The sequence below is a fragment of the Promicromonospora iranensis genome, from assembly GCF_028994775.1.
GTDB lineage: Bacteria > Actinomycetota > Actinomycetes > Actinomycetales > Cellulomonadaceae > Promicromonospora > Promicromonospora iranensis_A.
The window spans coordinates 215,297-229,498 of record NZ_JAJQMN010000008.1; the positions used below are offsets into that span (position 1 = coordinate 215,297).

A 14,202-nucleotide genomic window follows, 5' to 3' on the forward strand; every position below is an offset into this window, starting at 1 on the left:
CGGCAGTGTCGGTGAGCCCGCCTAGGCTTAGGGACGATGACTTCCCTCTTCGACAGCCTCTCCCTGCCCGGCCTCGACCCCGCGTCGCCCGGCACCTTGTCGCGCCTGCCGAGCACGGCGCCGCAGTGGGACGACGACGGTGCGGACGCCGGCGACCCGGGCGAGTCGGCGCTGCCCGCCGAGCCCGACTGGCTGGCGGGCCTGCCGCACGAGTCCGAGGCGCCGCGCGCCCGGGGCGCCTATTCGCACCTCGATCCCGACGCGCTGCTGGACGGCCTCAACACGCAGCAGCGGGCCGCCGTGGTGCACGAGGGTGGGCAGCTGCTCATCGTGGCGGGCGCCGGGTCGGGCAAGACGCGGGTGCTCACGCACCGCATCGGCTACCTCCTGGCCACCGGCCGGGCGCGGGCCGGCGAGATCCTGGCGATCACGTTCACCAACAAGGCCGCGGCCGAGATGCGCGAGCGCGTGGAGGGTCTGGTCGGCCCCGCCGCGAACCGCATGTGGGTCTCGACGTTCCACTCGGCCTGCGTGCGGATCCTGCGCCGCGAGGCGACGACGCTGGGCCTGAGGTCGAGCTTCAGCATCTACGACGCCGCGGACAGCCAGCGCCTCATCACGCTGGTCACGCGCGAGCTCAACCTCGACCCCAAGAAGTACCCGGCACGCGGGCTGTCCAACAAGATCAGCGACCTGAAGAACGAGCTGATCGACCCCGAGACGTACGCGCGGCAGACCGGCGCCAACGCCACGGAGGAGGCGCTCGCGGCGGCCGCGGCGGCGGAGGCGGGGGCCATCCGCAGGCCGTGGGGCGGGCAGTCGGCCGACGAGCGCAACACGACGGCGCCCAAGTTCGACCAGGTCCTGGCCGACGTCTACACGCGGTACCAGGCGCGGCTCGCGCAGGCGAACGCGCTGGACTTCGACGACATCATCATGACCACGGTGAACCTGCTCCAGGCGTTCCCGAACGTCGCGGAGCACTACCGGCGCCGGTTCCGGCACATCATGGTCGACGAGTACCAGGACACGAACCACGCCCAGTACACGCTGGTCCGGGAGCTGGCCGGGGTCGGTACCGAGGAGGTCTCGACCGGCTCGACCACCGGGATGCTGGATCCGGCCGAGCTCACCGTCGTGGGTGACTCCGACCAGTCCATCTACGCGTTCCGCGGCGCCACGATCCGCAACATCCTGGAGTTCGAGAAGGATTACCCGGACGCCACGACGATCCTGCTGGAGCAGAACTACCGCTCCACGCAGAACATCCTGAGCGCGGCCAACGCGGTGATCTCCCGCAACGCCGGCCGCACCCCCAAGCGACTGTGGACCGACTCGGGCGCCGGGTCCAAGATCGTGGGCTACGTGGCCGACGACGAGCACCAGGAAGCGCGGTTCGTCGCCGACGAGATCGACAAGCTGGGCGACTCCGACGGCGTGCGGCCCGGCGACGTCGCCATCTTCTACCGCACCAACGCGCAGTCGCGTGCGCTCGAGGAGGTGCTGGTCCGCGTCGGCCTTCCGTACAAGGTGGTGGGCGGCACGCGGTTCTACGAGCGTCGCGAGGTCAAGGACGCCGTCGCCTACCTGCGAGCGCTGGCCAACGAGGACGACGACGTGAACCTGCGCCGCATCCTCAACGTGCCCAAGCGCGGTCTCGGCGACCGTGCGGAGTCCCTCGTGGCGTCGTTCGCCGACCGGGAGCGCATCTCGTTCGGCGCCGCCCTGGAGCGCGCCGACGAGATCCCCGGGATGACCAACCGCTCGCTCAAGCCGCTGCTGGCCTTCCGCGACATGATGCGGGAGCTGCGTGCCCTGGTCGACCAGGGCGCCCCGCCGGCCGAGGTGCTGGGCGCGGTGCTCGACCGCACCGGCTACCTCGCGGAGCTGCGCGCGAGCGACGACCCGCAGGACGAGGGACGCGTCGAGAACCTTGCGGAGCTGCACGCCGTGGCCGTCGACTTCGGTGAGACCGACCCCGAGGGTTCGCTGGCGGACTTCCTGGAGCGCGTCTCGCTGGTGGCCGACAGCGACCAGATCCCCGACGAGGACGTGGCCGACGGCGCGGCGGAGGAGGCGCCCAAGAAGGATCAGGGCGTCGTCACCCTCATGACCCTGCACACGGCGAAGGGCCTGGAGTTCCCCGTCGTCTTCCTCACGGGCATGGAGGACGGCACGTTCCCGCACATGCGCTCGCTGCACGACGACTCCGAGCTCGCGGAGGAACGCCGGCTCGCCTATGTGGGCATCACCCGGGCACGCGAGCGGCTGTACATCACGCGGTCGTCGGTCCGGGCCGCCTTCGGCATGGCGAACGAGTTCCCCGAGAGCCGGTTCCTGCAGGAGATCCCGGAGGAGCTCTGGGACTGGCGGCGCCGGGAGTCGTCGACGGCGGCGATCCGCGCGGGCCGGGGCGGCTGGAGCGGGGGATACGGGTCGGGCGGCTACGGCTCCGGCGGGCGCGGGTCGGGCACGGGCTCCACCTGGTCCGCGGGCCGGTCGGGGACCTCGCGCACCAGCGCCGGGACGTCGTCGGGCAGCGGGCAGAGCAAGCCGTTCGCCCCGGAGAAGAAGACGGGCGCGAAGGGCGGGTTCGGCGGGATCAACGTCCAGAAGAACATCCCGGACCTGGCGATCGGCGACCGCGTCACGCACGACTCCTACGGACTCGGCACCGTCGTGGACGTCGAGGCGAACGCCGTGGTCAAGATCGACTTCGGCAGCAACGGGACCAAGCGCATCGCGCTGAAGTACACGGCGGTCACGAAGCTCTGAGACCGCGTGCCCCCGGCGGCCGGTCCGGAGGCACGCGGAGGGTGCGGAGGGTCAGGCGAGCGTCCGGCGTGCCCAGGTGCGGAAGTCGGTGGTGGGCAGGCCGAGTGCCCGGACGTCTTCGGGGCGGGCCGGTGCGCCGTTCTCGTTGATCTGCTCGACGGCGTTGACCATGGCGGGCAGCATGCCTCGCTCGACGGCCTGCTGCGGCGTGAGCACCGGCGCGGAGATGGTCCGGCCGGTGACCTCGCTGAGGATCTCGGCGGTCTGGGTCATCGTCAGCCTCTCGCTCGCCAGCTCCACGTCCATGCCGTCCAGCCGGCCCGGTTCCGTGAGCGCTGTCGCCGCAACCTCGCCGATGTCGTCGACGGCGGTCCACGGGATGAGTGTGTCCGCCGCGAACCCGCTGATGATCGTGCTGCTCGACCAGTCGCCGAAGAGGTACGACCAGCCCAGCAGGTTCTCCATGAAGGTCGCCGGCTTGAGCACGGTCCAGTGCTCGAAGCCCCCGGCCCGCACCGCCTCGTCAACGGCTGCCTTGCTCTCCCAGTAGTGCGTGTCCCACCGGCCCTCGGCCCAGCCGGGCTGTGTGCGGTGAAACTCACCCGCGCCGGAGACGCTGCTGTGTACCAGGTGGGAGACGCCCGCCGTGCGTGCGGCCTCGACGACATTGTGTCCCCGGACCACCTCGGCATCGCCGGCCAGGTCGTTCACATCGGGGTAAGGGATGGAGAACACGGCGTCCATCCCCTCGGCCGCGGCGACCAGCGACGGCAGGTCGTCCAGGTCTCCGGTCACCAGTTCTGCGCCACGTTCCTGCAGTGTTCGCGCCTTGTCCGAGCCCAGGTCGCGGACCAGCGCGCGCACGGCGACACCCCGGTCCAGCAGCGACCGTGCGGTGGCCCCGCCCTGATTGCCTGTCGCTCCGATGACGAGTACCGACATGGTTCCTCCGACGTAAAGTGGGGTGGTGCTCCATTTCGATGGCTCGGCTAACATATGGGGGACCACCCCACTTTGGCAATCGGCGGACCATGAGAGCTGACGCACAACGCAACTACGACCGCATCGTGAGCGCTGCCTCGGAGGCGATCGCCCAGGACGGGGCCGAGGCGTCGCTCGAGGCGATCGCCCGCTCCGCCGGTGTCGGCTCAGCCACGCTGCACCGACACTTCCCGTCCCGCTGGTCGCTCATGGAGGCCGTCTTCGCCGAGCGCGTCGGCTGCCTGATCGACCGTGCGGAGGAACTGCGGGATGCACCGGAACCGCTCGACGCCCTGGTGCGCTGGCTGAGAGAGGTGGCCGCCTACGCGACCACGACGCGGGGCCTCGCCGCGGCGCTCCTGAACGGACCACCCGCGGAGAGCGGGACGTGCCAGGCGCACCTCATCGCCGCGGGCGAGCCGCTCGTCCGGCGGGCAGTGGAGGCGGGGTTGGTGCGCGGCGACGTCGCGACGGCGGATCTGCTCACGCTGGTCAACGCGATCTCGCTCGCCGCGCAGCAGGCCGGACCGGAGGAGGCTGAGCGGCTGGTCACCCTGGTGCTCGAGGGGGTCCTCGTGCGGCAGGGCTGATCACCCGATCAAGATGCGCACGGTTGAACGGGTTTGGCGTATTCATCAGGCTTTAGGCCACTATGTGTCGCCATGAGGATCCTGGTCTCCACCGGTCGGCTGTTCGCCGCGCACTGGCCGGCGCTGCTGACGCTCGGCCTGCTCGGCGTCGCCGTGCGCAACGGCGCGATGTGGGGCGCCGTCGAGCTGAGCCAGTGGAACTCGTTCGTGGCACAGCTGCTCCTGATCGTGAGCCCGCTCGGCTACCTGATGCCGGTCATCGGGATGCTGTGGGTCTGCCGCCAGTCGCTACCGCACCTGAGCGCGCAGGCCGTCCCGTCCCGACCGGGTGCCGCGGCGGGCGTCGGCCAGGTCCCCGGCATGCTGCCGACCCGCGGCGCCCCGATCATGCCGTCGGAAGGGCGTGAGCGGCGCCTCATCGACGTCGCTCTCTCGGTGCTGGTGCCGTTCCTGGTGATCTACGAGGTAGAGGGCCTGATGGACGCGGACCGCGCCCGGTTCATCAACGAGGCCTCCGCCGACGAGCTGTTCAACGACCTCTTCGCCCCGGGCGGCCTCGACTGGACCTCCCGGCTCGGCGTCTGGAACGGCTGGACGCTCGTCGCGATCGTGCTGGCCGCCTTCCTGCTGCGCTGGCTGCTCGGCAGGCTCGAGGGCAAGCTGCGCTTCCTCGGGTTCGCCGTGCTCGGCGGCTGCCTCGAGATCTACTGGACCAGCCAGGTCGCCGGACAGATCGAGGCCATCGAGCTGGGTCTCTGGGACGAGGCCACGGACCGTCAGCTCGTCGCGGCGGCCGTCGGCACCGTCGGCGTCGCGCAGGAGGCAGTGGGGGAGACGGGCAACGACGCCGTCGCCTTTGTCGCCGACGGCGTGGTGACCGTCTTCGAGTCGCTCGACGTCGTCCTCGTCGCGCCTCTGGCCTGGCTCGCGATCGGCGCCGTCGTGCTGGGGCACAAGCTGATGGAGCCGCCGTCGACCGAGCACCACTGGCTCGACCGCATGACCTGGCTCCCGCGTGGGCTGCGCTCGATCCTGGAGTCGCTCACCGACGACCTGCGTGCCCGCTTCTCGGCCCTGTGGAACGGCGTCAAGATGATCGTGGACGGCGGGCTCGGCCCCATGCTCGTCTTCTGCCTGGGCTACCTCGTCCTGATGCGGGTGCCGCAGGGCCTCGGCTGGCTGGTGCGCGCCGTGACCGGCCCTGTCGAGACCGACACCTGGCTCGCCTTCAGCCCCATGGAGTCGGCAGCCGGGCTCGCCCTCGCGCTGGCTCTGGCCGCCGCGCTGATCGCGGCGACCGTCGAGGTGCTGGTCGAGCGTGGCCTCGTGGTCCGCGAGGAGGAGGCCGCTACGGCAGGTCGAACGTGACGTACTCCGGACCGCCGAACCCCAGGCGTACCTGCGTGATCCGGGCGTCGGGGTCGGCGAGCACGTAGGTCGTGACGTCCCACTCGGGCTGCTCGCTGACGAAACCCTCGGCGTCCGGCAGCGAGCACCGGTTGGAGCTGCCCAGCACGTCCGTGCTGGACTCCCCGTACCGCGTGCCCTCCTCGGACACGAGCATGATCTGGCACAGCGACAGGTCGGTCTGCAGCTCGGCCGCGAAGTGCACCTGCACCGCGTACGCGACCGAGCCGTCCGGGATCACCGCCGGGTCGCCGTACTCGGGCGCGGGCAGCTGGTCTACCTGTTCGACGCTCGTCACTGTCGCGTCGATCTTCCGCAGCACCGTGGTCTGCGCCCGCTCCGGCACGTCGAGCCCGAAGGTGTCGTAGTACTCGCCCTCGAGGTGCGCCCGCTCGCCGACGGCCACCCGGTCCACCTCGAGATGCAGCCCGACGGGCCACCAGAACGCCCACACCCGGAACGACGACGCCCCCGCTGCGACCGCGACCGCGACCGGCAGCAGCACCAGCCAGACGATGTTGCGCCGCCACCATCCCCGGCGGCGCGGCGGCGGCGGTGTGTCGGGCGGGAGCATGCCAGGGAGCATCCCGGGCCGAACGCTCGGGGGCGCGCCCTGCGGCATCTCGCCCGGTCCTGGCACCGCCGGGGTCACCAGAGTCGTCATCCCTCGCTACCTCCTGCGCTCGCCGGGGCATAACCCGGCGCCTCGGGCGACACGGTCTCCGTCGTCTCCCACAGCTGGTCGGCCTCGCTCGCCGTGATGCCGAGGTCCACCACGGCGACGGCGTCGCGCCGCTGATCCGCGTGATCCTCGTCGTCGTCACCCCGGGCGAGCCGTACCGTCGCGCCCTCCAGCGCGTCGCGCGGCACGTCGAAGCAGTAGGTGGTGCGCCAGGCGTAGCCAGGCTGAGCGGCGGCTGTCGCGGAGCACTCGGCCGCATTGGTCGCCCAGAACCTGCGCCCCTGCCTGTCCGTGATCTCCGCTCCGCTGAAGTGCGTCTCGCCCTGCGTCGCGCGCCACGTCGCGTCGATCACGACGAAGGTCCCGCCCGCGGCGGCCGCATCGGAGAAGCCGGCCACGGTGTCGGCGACCCGCACGTCGGTCACCGTGAGCTCCGCGTACGTGAGGTCGAGTGTCTCGCCGACGGCGCCCTTGACCACGAACGGCGTGTCCACCCCTTGGACCTGCGGCACGTAGGTCACGAGCGCGCAGCCCGCCGCCACCGCCCCGACGACGAGCGCGGTGCCTTTCCATGTGATCCGACGGCGACCGTGCCTCACTGCTGCTCCGCCTCGGTGCTCGGCGCCGGCTTCGCGGCCTCGACCGGGATCTGCCCTTCGAAGGCGATCTCGTTCGCGAACCAGTGCCCGTCGTCCAGGCCCAGCGGGTCCTCCTCGACCCACTCCAGCTCCACCATCCGGAGCGGGATCACGTCACCGGAGAACTCGCCGCTCTGCTCCCAGATCAGCGCGACCCGATACGTCAGGCCCGGGTTGAGAATTCTGACGTCGGCCCCGTCCTTGATGTTGACGATGGACGGGGAGGGCAGCTCGGGTTCGGCGGACCCGCCCTCGTCTCCGGGAGCGGCACTCGCCGACGGGGCCGCCGAGGGGGTGGCGCCGTCGTCGGCGGGGTCCGTCCCGGGTTCGGCACCCAGGCTTCCCATCGGTTCCTGCGGGACGATCCCCACGTTCTCGGGTGCGGGGACCGCGCTGCCGAGGGTGCCGGCGATCTCGGGTACGTCGCCCGTGTTGGTGACGTTCGCAACGACCGCCAGCATGTGGTTGCCCGGAGCCGGCACGAGGTGGCCGAGCTCGTCGGCGGTGGCGGCCTTCTCGATGGTGACCTCGAAGGGCCCGACCTCGACCGGCGTGCCGACGGTGAGCGGGTCGGCCTGCGGCTCCACCTCGTTCCATGCCCCGAACGGGGAGACCGCGACGAGCGCCGCGACCACACCTGCCACGACGCGCTGCGTCGTGGACATGTCGTCGGCGACGGCGGTGACCACGCGGCGGCCGAGCCGGAACGCGAGATCGGGGCCGTCATTGCGGGCGTGCTTCATGGCGCACGATCGTAGCGGCGCATTACGGACCATCTGGGCGAAAGTCCGCTCCCCGGGGGTGGCTGCGTGCACGCGTTCCCCGCAGCCCAGGGATTGCGCCCGGACTCCGCGGCCTTTCGGGCCCGATCGCTGGGCTGCGGGAGTCGGAGGGGGACGGCGTCACGCCGCCGCGCTCTTGCCCTCCGCGAGGTTGCGGACCTGCTCGATGTCGGCCCCGGCGCCGGACAGGACGCTCCGGGCCGGCGACTCGGCACGCGTCAGCCCGAGCAGGAGGTGACCGCCGTCGATCTCCTTGGAGCCCAGGCGGATCGCCTCGCGCAGCGCGAGCTCCAGCGACTTCTTCGCGTCGCGGGTGAACGGGATGTGCTTGCGGCGCCCGCGCAGGATGCGCCCGGCGCGGGCCAGTGCCCCCTCACCGAACGTCGCCTCGGTCCGGCGGGTGACCTCGTCGAGGTCGATGCCGACGGCGGCCAGCGCGGCCGGGTCGAGAGCGTCGCCCGCGTTGATGTTCGCGCGGGCCTGCCGGACGAGCTCGGCCACGTCGAGGCCGCTGTCGGTCAGGGCGGACCGGGCCGGCCCGTCCTCCTCGGCCAGAGCGACGAGCAGGTGCCGGCTGTCGATCTGGCCGCTGTGCGCCTCGATGGCGATCTCCTGCGCGCCGACCACGGCGAAGCGTGCGTCCTTCGTGAACCTCTCGAACATCAGATCCTCCTGTTGTGCTTCTTGTGGACCGCCTGCCGCGAGACGCCGAGCGCCCCGGCGATGTCCTGCCACGACCAGCCGAGCCGCCGCGCACGCTCCACCTGGAGCGCCTCGAGGCGGTCGGCCAGCTCACGCAGGGCCCGGACGGCGCGCAGCCCGTCGGCGGGGTCGTCCCCGGCGGCGGATGCGACGAGTGCTTGCTGGCTCATGCGTCAACTATGGTTGACGCCTCAATGGCTGTCAACCATGGTTGACGCATCCTCTGGCGCGGTTCGGGTCGTGAGGCTGCTGACATCGCTGTCACCGGGGGGTAATCTCGACGCGGCCGATGCCAGGGGGCGTCGGGCGTCCGACGGCGGACGCACCACGACAAGGGAGTCGTCATGCACAGCACTCGCATCCTGGGCCGCGGGATCGCCGCGCTCACCGCACTCACTGCACTAGCGGCCGGCCCGGTCCACGGGGCCACGGCGGGCAGCGCCGACCTGACCGCCGACCTGATGGGGAGCGGCAGCATCGGCACCGCGTCGTCGGACACCGCGGCCGATCGCGGCCCGGCCGCCGCGGGCGGGGCGGGCAAGGACTGTACGGTGCCCACGGGGACGAGCCAGGTCGACGTCGAGCTGGACGGCCTCGCCTATCCCGTCCGAGTGCACGTACCCGACGTCGACGGCCGGGCCGCCGCCCTCCCGATGGTGCTCAACCTGCACCCGAGCAACGGCAACGCGGAGTCGATCTCCGCGTACAACGACCTCGATCTCACCGCCGACGCGGAGGGCTTCATCACGGTGGCGCCCAACGGCGTCCTCCCCGCGGCGGACCCGAACCCGGACCAGGTCTGGTTCTGGAACGTGCCGGGCGTGCCCACGACGGCCGGTGAGTACCCGCCGCCGGACACGCGTGACGACGTCGAGTTCCTCACCGCTGTGATCGACACGATGGTGGGCCTCGGGTGCGCCGACCCGCACCGGGTCTACGCCACCGGGCACTCCGGTGGCGCCCGCATGGCGTCGGCGTACGCGTGCGCGCGGCCGGACAAGGTGGCGGCCATCGCGCCGGTCGCCGGGCTGCGTGCGGGCCGGCCGTCGCCCGACGACCCGTCGGCCGTCGAGCTGCAGTCGTGCGCGCCGAGGCGCAGCGTGCCCGTCATCACGTTCCACGGCGACGCCGACACCGTGAACCCCTACCAGGGCAACAACGACAAGCGCTGGGGTTACACGACCCAGCTCGCCGTGCAGTCGTGGGCACGGATGAACGGCTGCACGACCGGACCGCGCGTCGAGCCGGTCACCGAGCACGTCACCAAGGAGACGTACACCACATGCCGCGGGCGTGCCGACGTGGTGCTCTACAAGGTCACGGGCGGCACCCACAGCTGGCCCGGGGGCAATGACAGCAGTGCCACGCAGGAAGTCTCCGCCACCGAGCTGATCTGGGAGTTCTTCACCCACTACCGCAGGTGATCGCACCGCGCCCGTCGCCCGTGCTGCCGAGCCGCGACTGCACCTCCCGCCGGCCCCGGAATAACGCCGCTTCGTTCGGAAGCACGGGCGATCCAGGGCTACCCTGTACCGGGATGTCTTGACGTCGAGACATCGCTTCAGCCGGGCTCCGGGCGACAACGACGTCCGAGGGCCGCATCCCGATGGAAGGACGCAGCAGGGTGGACCTGTTCGAATACCAGGCGCGCGATATCTTCGAGAAGCACGGCGTGCCCGTGCTGGGTGGGGTTGTCGCGACGACCCCCGAAGAGGCTCGCGAAGGCGCCGAGAAGCTGGGCGGCGGAACTGTCGTCGTGAAGGCCCAGGTCAAGACCGGTGGTCGCGGCAAGGCGGGCGGCGTCAAGCTGGCCCACTCGCCGGAGGAGACCGCTGAGAAGGCCGGCGAGATCCTCGGCATGGACATCAAGGGCCACACCGTGCACCGCGTGATGGTGGCCCAGGGCGCCAAGATCGCCGAGGAGTTCTACTTCTCCGTGCTCCTGGACCGGTCGAACCGCAACTACCTGGCGATGTGCTCCGTCGAGGGTGGTATGGAGATCGAGCAGCTGGCCGTCGAGCGCCCTGAGGCACTGGCGCGCATCGCCGTCGACCCGGCCGTCGGCATCGACGAGGCCAAGGCAGCGGAGATCGTGGACGCCGCCGGCTTCGCCGACGACATCAAGGGCAAGGTCGCCGAGGTCATCCGTGGCCTCTGGACCGTGTTCAAGGCCGAGGACGCCACGCTGGTCGAGGTGAACCCGCTGGTCAAGACCGAGGACGGCGAGATCGTCGCCCTCGACGGCAAGGTGACGCTCGACGAGAACGCCGGCTTCCGCCACGCGGACCACGCGGAGCTCGAGGACTCGGCCGCGGCCGACCCGCTCGAGGCGAAGGCCAAGGAGAACGACCTCAACTACGTCAAGCTCGACGGCGAGGTCGGCATCATCGGCAACGGCGCGGGCCTGGTCATGTCGACCCTGGACGTCGTCGCGTACGCCGGTGAGAAGCACGGTGGCGTCAAGCCCGCCAACTTCCTCGACATCGGCGGCGGCGCGAACGCCAAGGTCATGGCGAACGGTCTCGACGTCATCCTCGGGGACGAGCAGGTCAAGGCAGTCTTCGTGAACGTCTTCGGCGGCATCACCGCGTGCGACGAGGTCGCGAACGGCATCGTCGGCGCCCTCGACCTGCTGGGCGACCACGCCACCAAGCCGCTGGTCGTCCGCCTCGACGGCAACAACGTCGAGCTGGGCCGCCAGATCCTCGCCGAGCGCAACCACCCGCTCGTCACCCTTGCCGACACCATGGACGGCGGCGCCGACAAGGCAGCCCAGCTGGCCAACGCCTGACCGCCCGCTGAAGACTTCGAAAGCAGAGACAACGAGACAATGTCTATCTACCTGAACCAGGACTCGAAGATCATCGTCCAGGGCATCACGGGCGGCATGGGTGCCAAGCACACCGCCCTCATGCTCGACTCCGGCGCGACGATCGTCGGCGGCGTGAACGCCCGCAAGGCAGGCACCACGGTCCAGCACAAGGACCACGACGGCAACGACGTGACGCTGCCCGTGTTCGGCACCGTCAAGGAGGCCATGGCCGAGACCGGCGCGGACGTCTCCGTGGTCTTCGTGCCGCCGGCCTTCACCAAGGACGCGGCCATCGAGGCCATCGACGCCGGCATCGGCCTGCTCGTCGTCATCACCGAGGGTGTGCCCGTGCAGGACACCGCCGAGGTGTGGGCGTACCTGCAGGGCAAGGAGACCCGGATGATCGGGCCGAACTGCCCCGGCATCATCACCCCGGGCGAGTCGCTGGCCGGCATCACCCCGCACACCATCACGGGCAAGGGCCCGATCGGTCTCGTGTCGAAGTCGGGCACGCTGACCTACCAGATGATGTACGAGCTGAAGGACTTCGGCTTCTCGACCGCCATCGGCATCGGCGGCGACCCGATCGTCGGCACCACGCACATCGACGCGCTCGAGGCCTTCGAGAACGACCCGGAGACCAAGGCGATCGTCATGATCGGCGAGATCGGCGGCGACGCCGAGGAGCGTGCGGCGGCCTACATCAAGGAGCACGTCACGAAGCCGGTCGTCGGCTACGTCGCCGGCTTCACCGCCCCCGAGGGCAAGACGATGGGTCACGCCGGTGCGATCGTGTCCGGGTCGTCCGGCACCGCCGCGGCGAAGAAGGAGGCCCTCGAGGCCGTCGGCGTGAAGGTCGGCAAGACGCCGTCCGAGACCGCTGACCTCATGCGCGAGATCCTGCAGTCCCTCTGATCCACCCCGTTCCGCCCGTTCCCGCGAGGTAGGACCCCGGCGAGACAGGAACTGGGGCGAGAGCGAGACAGAGCTGTGGCGAGGTAGAACTCCGGCTGATGCTGGGGTACTACCTCGCCACAGCTCTGTCTCGCCACGGTTCTGCTCGCCAGGGCTGGCTCGGGCCGTGGTGCGCAAAAGGTGCGTTCCTACACCAGAACCCCTCGCGAACTCCATGCTTCGCCGTGATTTTTCCCGAAGTTCACCCGGGCCACGCCGACGCACGTCCCCCGTGTGACAGCACCGAGCGGGTGAAGATTGGGTCGTGAGCGCACCACCCCGCCCGAGCGCGGCCTCCCGTACACCCGGCGCCCGGACAAGCCGACCGGCCAGCCGGCCGGCCGCCCGCCGCAGCCGGCTCGTCGAGGAGCCGGTCCCGGCCGAGCGTGATCCGTTCGCGCTGTCCCACATCGTCTCCGGCGTCCTCTCCGCCGGTCAGGCTCTCGTGCTGTCGCTCGCCGTCGTGGTCCTCCCGGCGGTGGTCGCCTACCTCGTGGGCACGGCCACCATGGCATCGGCCGTCGACGCCCCGGACGACGCCGCCCAGGTCCGCTCGGCCGTCGACGTCGCCATGGGCATCTGGCTGCTGGGCCACGGCGTCCCGCTCACCGCTGACGCCGTCACCGTCACCCTCGCGCCGTTGGGTGTCGCGGCCCTCGCGCTGTTCGTCACGTACGTCTCGGCCAAGCGCTTCGCCACGACCTCCGTGCCCGCCTGGGCCGCGGGCACCGTCACCTACGGCCTCTGCGCGACGGCGGTGGCCGCCATCGCGGGGAGCGCCCCGGGCTGGACGCTCGCCGTGGCGACGCTGGCCGGCCTGGTCGTGGGCGGGCTCGGCATGGCGCTCGGCATCCTGGCCCGCCCGGACGCGCCGACCGCCGCCGAGATCGGTGAGCGGGCCGAGGTGCTGGCCCACCGGCTCACCGGCCTGGACCTGGTGCCCCCGACGCTGCGGCTCGGGCTGCGGGCCGGGGCGGTCGTCGTCGCGCTCCTGATCGGCGGCGCGGCACTCCTGGTGGCGGCGTGGGCGCTGGCCGGGCGCGCCACCTCGTCGGACATCATCACCTCCCTCGAACCCGGCTGGACCGGTGGGGTCGTGTTCGCCGTGGCACAGCTCGCGCTGCTGCCCAATGTCGTGCTGTGGGCGGTCGCCTGGCTCGCGGGGCCGGGCTTCGCCGTCGGCGAGGGGACCAGCTTCACGCCGTTCGGCACGATCTCCGGACCGTTGCCCGCGATCCCGCTGCTCGGGGCGCTGCCCGGCGAGGACTGGGCCAACCCCGTCAGCGCCTGGTCGCCGGTGCTCGTGGTGGCGTGCGGCGTGGCGGCGGGCCTGTTCGCCTGGCGCCGGCTCGAGCCGACGCTGGTCCGCTGGTCCGACGTCGGCTGGGTGCTCGGCGGGATCGTCCTCGCCCCGGGCGTCGTCCTGCTGGTCGGGCAGTGGGTGGCGGCGGGTGCGGGCGGCCCGGGCCGGCTGTCCGACATCGGCGCCGACCCGCTGGTGACCGGCGGCCTGGTGGCCGCGGAGGTCGGCGGGGGAGCGGCCGCCGTGCTGCTCGGCGCCAAGCTGGACGTGGTGTCCCGGCGCGGTGAGATCGGTGACGGCCTGACCGCGTGGTTGCGGCCCACCGCACCGGTCATGGCGCAGCCGGACGACGAACCCGACGGCCGGGCGCCGGAGGTGGCCGACCTGGCGGCCGAGCTCGGGTTGGCCACGGAGGAACGCGCCGATGGCGCGGCGCCGGCCGAGGCCGCATCGACGGACGGCTCCGGCGTCGGATCGTCGGGCGGGTCGACCGGCGAGCCGACCGCTGGAGCGAGCGGCGAGGCGAGCGGAGAGCCGGCCGGCAAGGCGAGCGGGACCGGCCCGGGAAAGTAGGCT

Annotated in this window: 13 protein-coding genes; 7 read left to right on the forward strand and 6 right to left on the reverse strand. The window is 71.5% G+C overall.

The genetic code is table 11. The annotated features are described in order from the left end of the window. Positions 1–36 precede the first annotated feature (36 nt). Positions 37–2,775: a UvrD-helicase domain-containing protein gene (locus LUU90_RS16745; RefSeq protein ID WP_275004723.1), complete on the forward strand. Its 2,739-nt coding sequence runs from the start codon at positions 37–39 to the stop codon at positions 2,773–2,775. Positions 2,776–2,826: 51 nt separating this feature from the next. Here the strand turns inward: LUU90_RS16745 and LUU90_RS16750 are convergent, their stop codons facing one another. Then, positions 2,827–3,717 (reverse strand): NmrA/HSCARG family protein, encoded by an 891-nt coding sequence (locus tag LUU90_RS16750; RefSeq protein ID WP_275004725.1) that lies wholly within the window; start codon positions 3,715–3,717, stop codon positions 2,827–2,829. 125 nt (positions 3,718–3,842) lie between these two features. On the opposite strand from LUU90_RS16750, the gene LUU90_RS16755 reads away from it, so the two are divergent. Then, positions 3,843–4,346 carry a TetR/AcrR family transcriptional regulator gene (locus tag LUU90_RS16755; RefSeq protein WP_275004727.1) on the forward strand — a complete coding sequence of 168 codons (504 nt, stop codon included), beginning with the start codon at positions 3,843–3,845 and terminating at the stop codon, positions 4,344–4,346. A 72-nt stretch (positions 4,347–4,418) separates the two neighbouring features. Next, positions 4,419–5,714: a hypothetical protein gene (locus LUU90_RS16760; RefSeq protein WP_275004728.1), complete on the forward strand. Its 1,296-nt coding sequence runs from the start codon at positions 4,419–4,421 to the stop codon at positions 5,712–5,714. On the opposite strand, the gene LUU90_RS16765 is transcribed toward LUU90_RS16760, so the two are convergent. From LUU90_RS16765 to LUU90_RS16785, 5 genes are all read right to left on the reverse strand, one after another. Next, positions 5,695–6,417: a hypothetical protein gene (locus tag LUU90_RS16765; RefSeq protein WP_275004730.1), complete on the reverse strand. Its 723-nt coding sequence runs from the start codon at positions 6,415–6,417 to the stop codon at positions 5,695–5,697. The two genes, LUU90_RS16760 and LUU90_RS16765, sit on opposite strands and share 20 nt — an antisense overlap. Further along, a complete protein-coding gene (locus LUU90_RS16770) occupies positions 6,414–7,034 on the reverse strand; it encodes a hypothetical protein (RefSeq protein ID WP_275004732.1) in 621 nt (206 codons plus the stop codon). The genes LUU90_RS16765 and LUU90_RS16770 overlap by 4 nt, the downstream gene beginning before the upstream one ends. Beyond that, positions 7,031–7,816, reverse strand: a complete 786-nt coding sequence (locus LUU90_RS16775; RefSeq protein WP_275004733.1) for a hypothetical protein — start codon at positions 7,814–7,816, stop codon at positions 7,031–7,033. The genes LUU90_RS16770 and LUU90_RS16775 overlap by 4 nt, the downstream gene beginning before the upstream one ends. A gap of 159 nt (positions 7,817–7,975) precedes the next feature. Then, positions 7,976–8,518 (reverse strand): Clp protease N-terminal domain-containing protein, encoded by a 543-nt coding sequence (locus tag LUU90_RS16780; protein ID WP_275004735.1) that lies wholly within the window; start codon positions 8,516–8,518, stop codon positions 7,976–7,978. Beyond that, entirely contained in the window at positions 8,518–8,727 is a 210-nt protein-coding gene (locus LUU90_RS16785) for a helix-turn-helix domain-containing protein (RefSeq protein WP_116673717.1), read from the reverse strand. The genes LUU90_RS16780 and LUU90_RS16785 overlap by 1 nt, the downstream gene beginning before the upstream one ends. 174 nt (positions 8,728–8,901) lie before the next feature. On the opposite strand from LUU90_RS16785, the gene LUU90_RS16790 reads away from it, so the two are divergent. The 4 genes from LUU90_RS16790 to LUU90_RS16805 all read left to right on the forward strand — a co-directional run bounded on the left by LUU90_RS16790 (position 8,902) and on the right by LUU90_RS16805 (position 14,199). Beyond that, a complete protein-coding gene (locus tag LUU90_RS16790; RefSeq protein ID WP_275004737.1) occupies positions 8,902–9,981 on the forward strand; it encodes an extracellular catalytic domain type 1 short-chain-length polyhydroxyalkanoate depolymerase in 1,080 nt (359 codons plus the stop codon). A 200-nt stretch (positions 9,982–10,181) separates the two neighbouring features. After that, entirely contained in the window at positions 10,182–11,348 is a 1,167-nt protein-coding gene (sucC, locus tag LUU90_RS16795) for an ADP-forming succinate--CoA ligase subunit beta (protein ID WP_275004738.1), read from the forward strand. Between the two features lie 39 nt (positions 11,349–11,387). Next, positions 11,388–12,284, forward strand: coding sequence for a succinate--CoA ligase subunit alpha (gene sucD, locus LUU90_RS16800; RefSeq protein ID WP_275004739.1), 897 nt, complete (start codon positions 11,388–11,390; stop codon positions 12,282–12,284). A 304-nt stretch (positions 12,285–12,588) separates the two neighbouring features. Beyond that, positions 12,589–14,199 (forward strand): cell division protein PerM, encoded by a 1,611-nt coding sequence (locus LUU90_RS16805; protein ID WP_275004741.1) that lies wholly within the window; start codon positions 12,589–12,591, stop codon positions 14,197–14,199. Positions 14,200–14,202 lie beyond the last annotated feature (3 nt).

What these genes read in the sequence shown, in the direction of transcription:
- LUU90_RS16745 (WP_275004723.1), top strand. Translation starts at nt 37, where the DNA reads ATGACTTCCCTCTTCGACAGCCTCTCCCTGCCCGGCCTCGACCCCGCG.
- LUU90_RS16750 (WP_275004725.1), bottom strand. Translation starts at nt 3,717, where the DNA reads ATGTCGGTACTCGTCATCGGAGCGACAGGCAATCAGGGCGGGGCCACC.
- LUU90_RS16760 (WP_275004728.1), top strand. Translation starts at nt 4,419, where the DNA reads ATGAGGATCCTGGTCTCCACCGGTCGGCTGTTCGCCGCGCACTGGCCG.
- LUU90_RS16765 (WP_275004730.1), bottom strand. Translation starts at nt 6,417, where the DNA reads ATGACGACTCTGGTGACCCCGGCGGTGCCAGGACCGGGCGAGATGCCG.
- LUU90_RS16775 (WP_275004733.1), bottom strand. Translation starts at nt 7,816, where the DNA reads ATGAAGCACGCCCGCAATGACGGCCCCGATCTCGCGTTCCGGCTCGGC.
- LUU90_RS16780 (WP_275004735.1), bottom strand. Translation starts at nt 8,518, where the DNA reads ATGTTCGAGAGGTTCACGAAGGACGCACGCTTCGCCGTGGTCGGCGCG.
- LUU90_RS16785 (WP_116673717.1), bottom strand. Translation starts at nt 8,727, where the DNA reads ATGAGCCAGCAAGCACTCGTCGCATCCGCCGCCGGGGACGACCCCGCC.
- LUU90_RS16790 (WP_275004737.1), top strand. Translation starts at nt 8,902, where the DNA reads ATGCACAGCACTCGCATCCTGGGCCGCGGGATCGCCGCGCTCACCGCA.
- sucD (WP_275004739.1), top strand. Translation starts at nt 11,388, where the DNA reads ATGTCTATCTACCTGAACCAGGACTCGAAGATCATCGTCCAGGGCATC.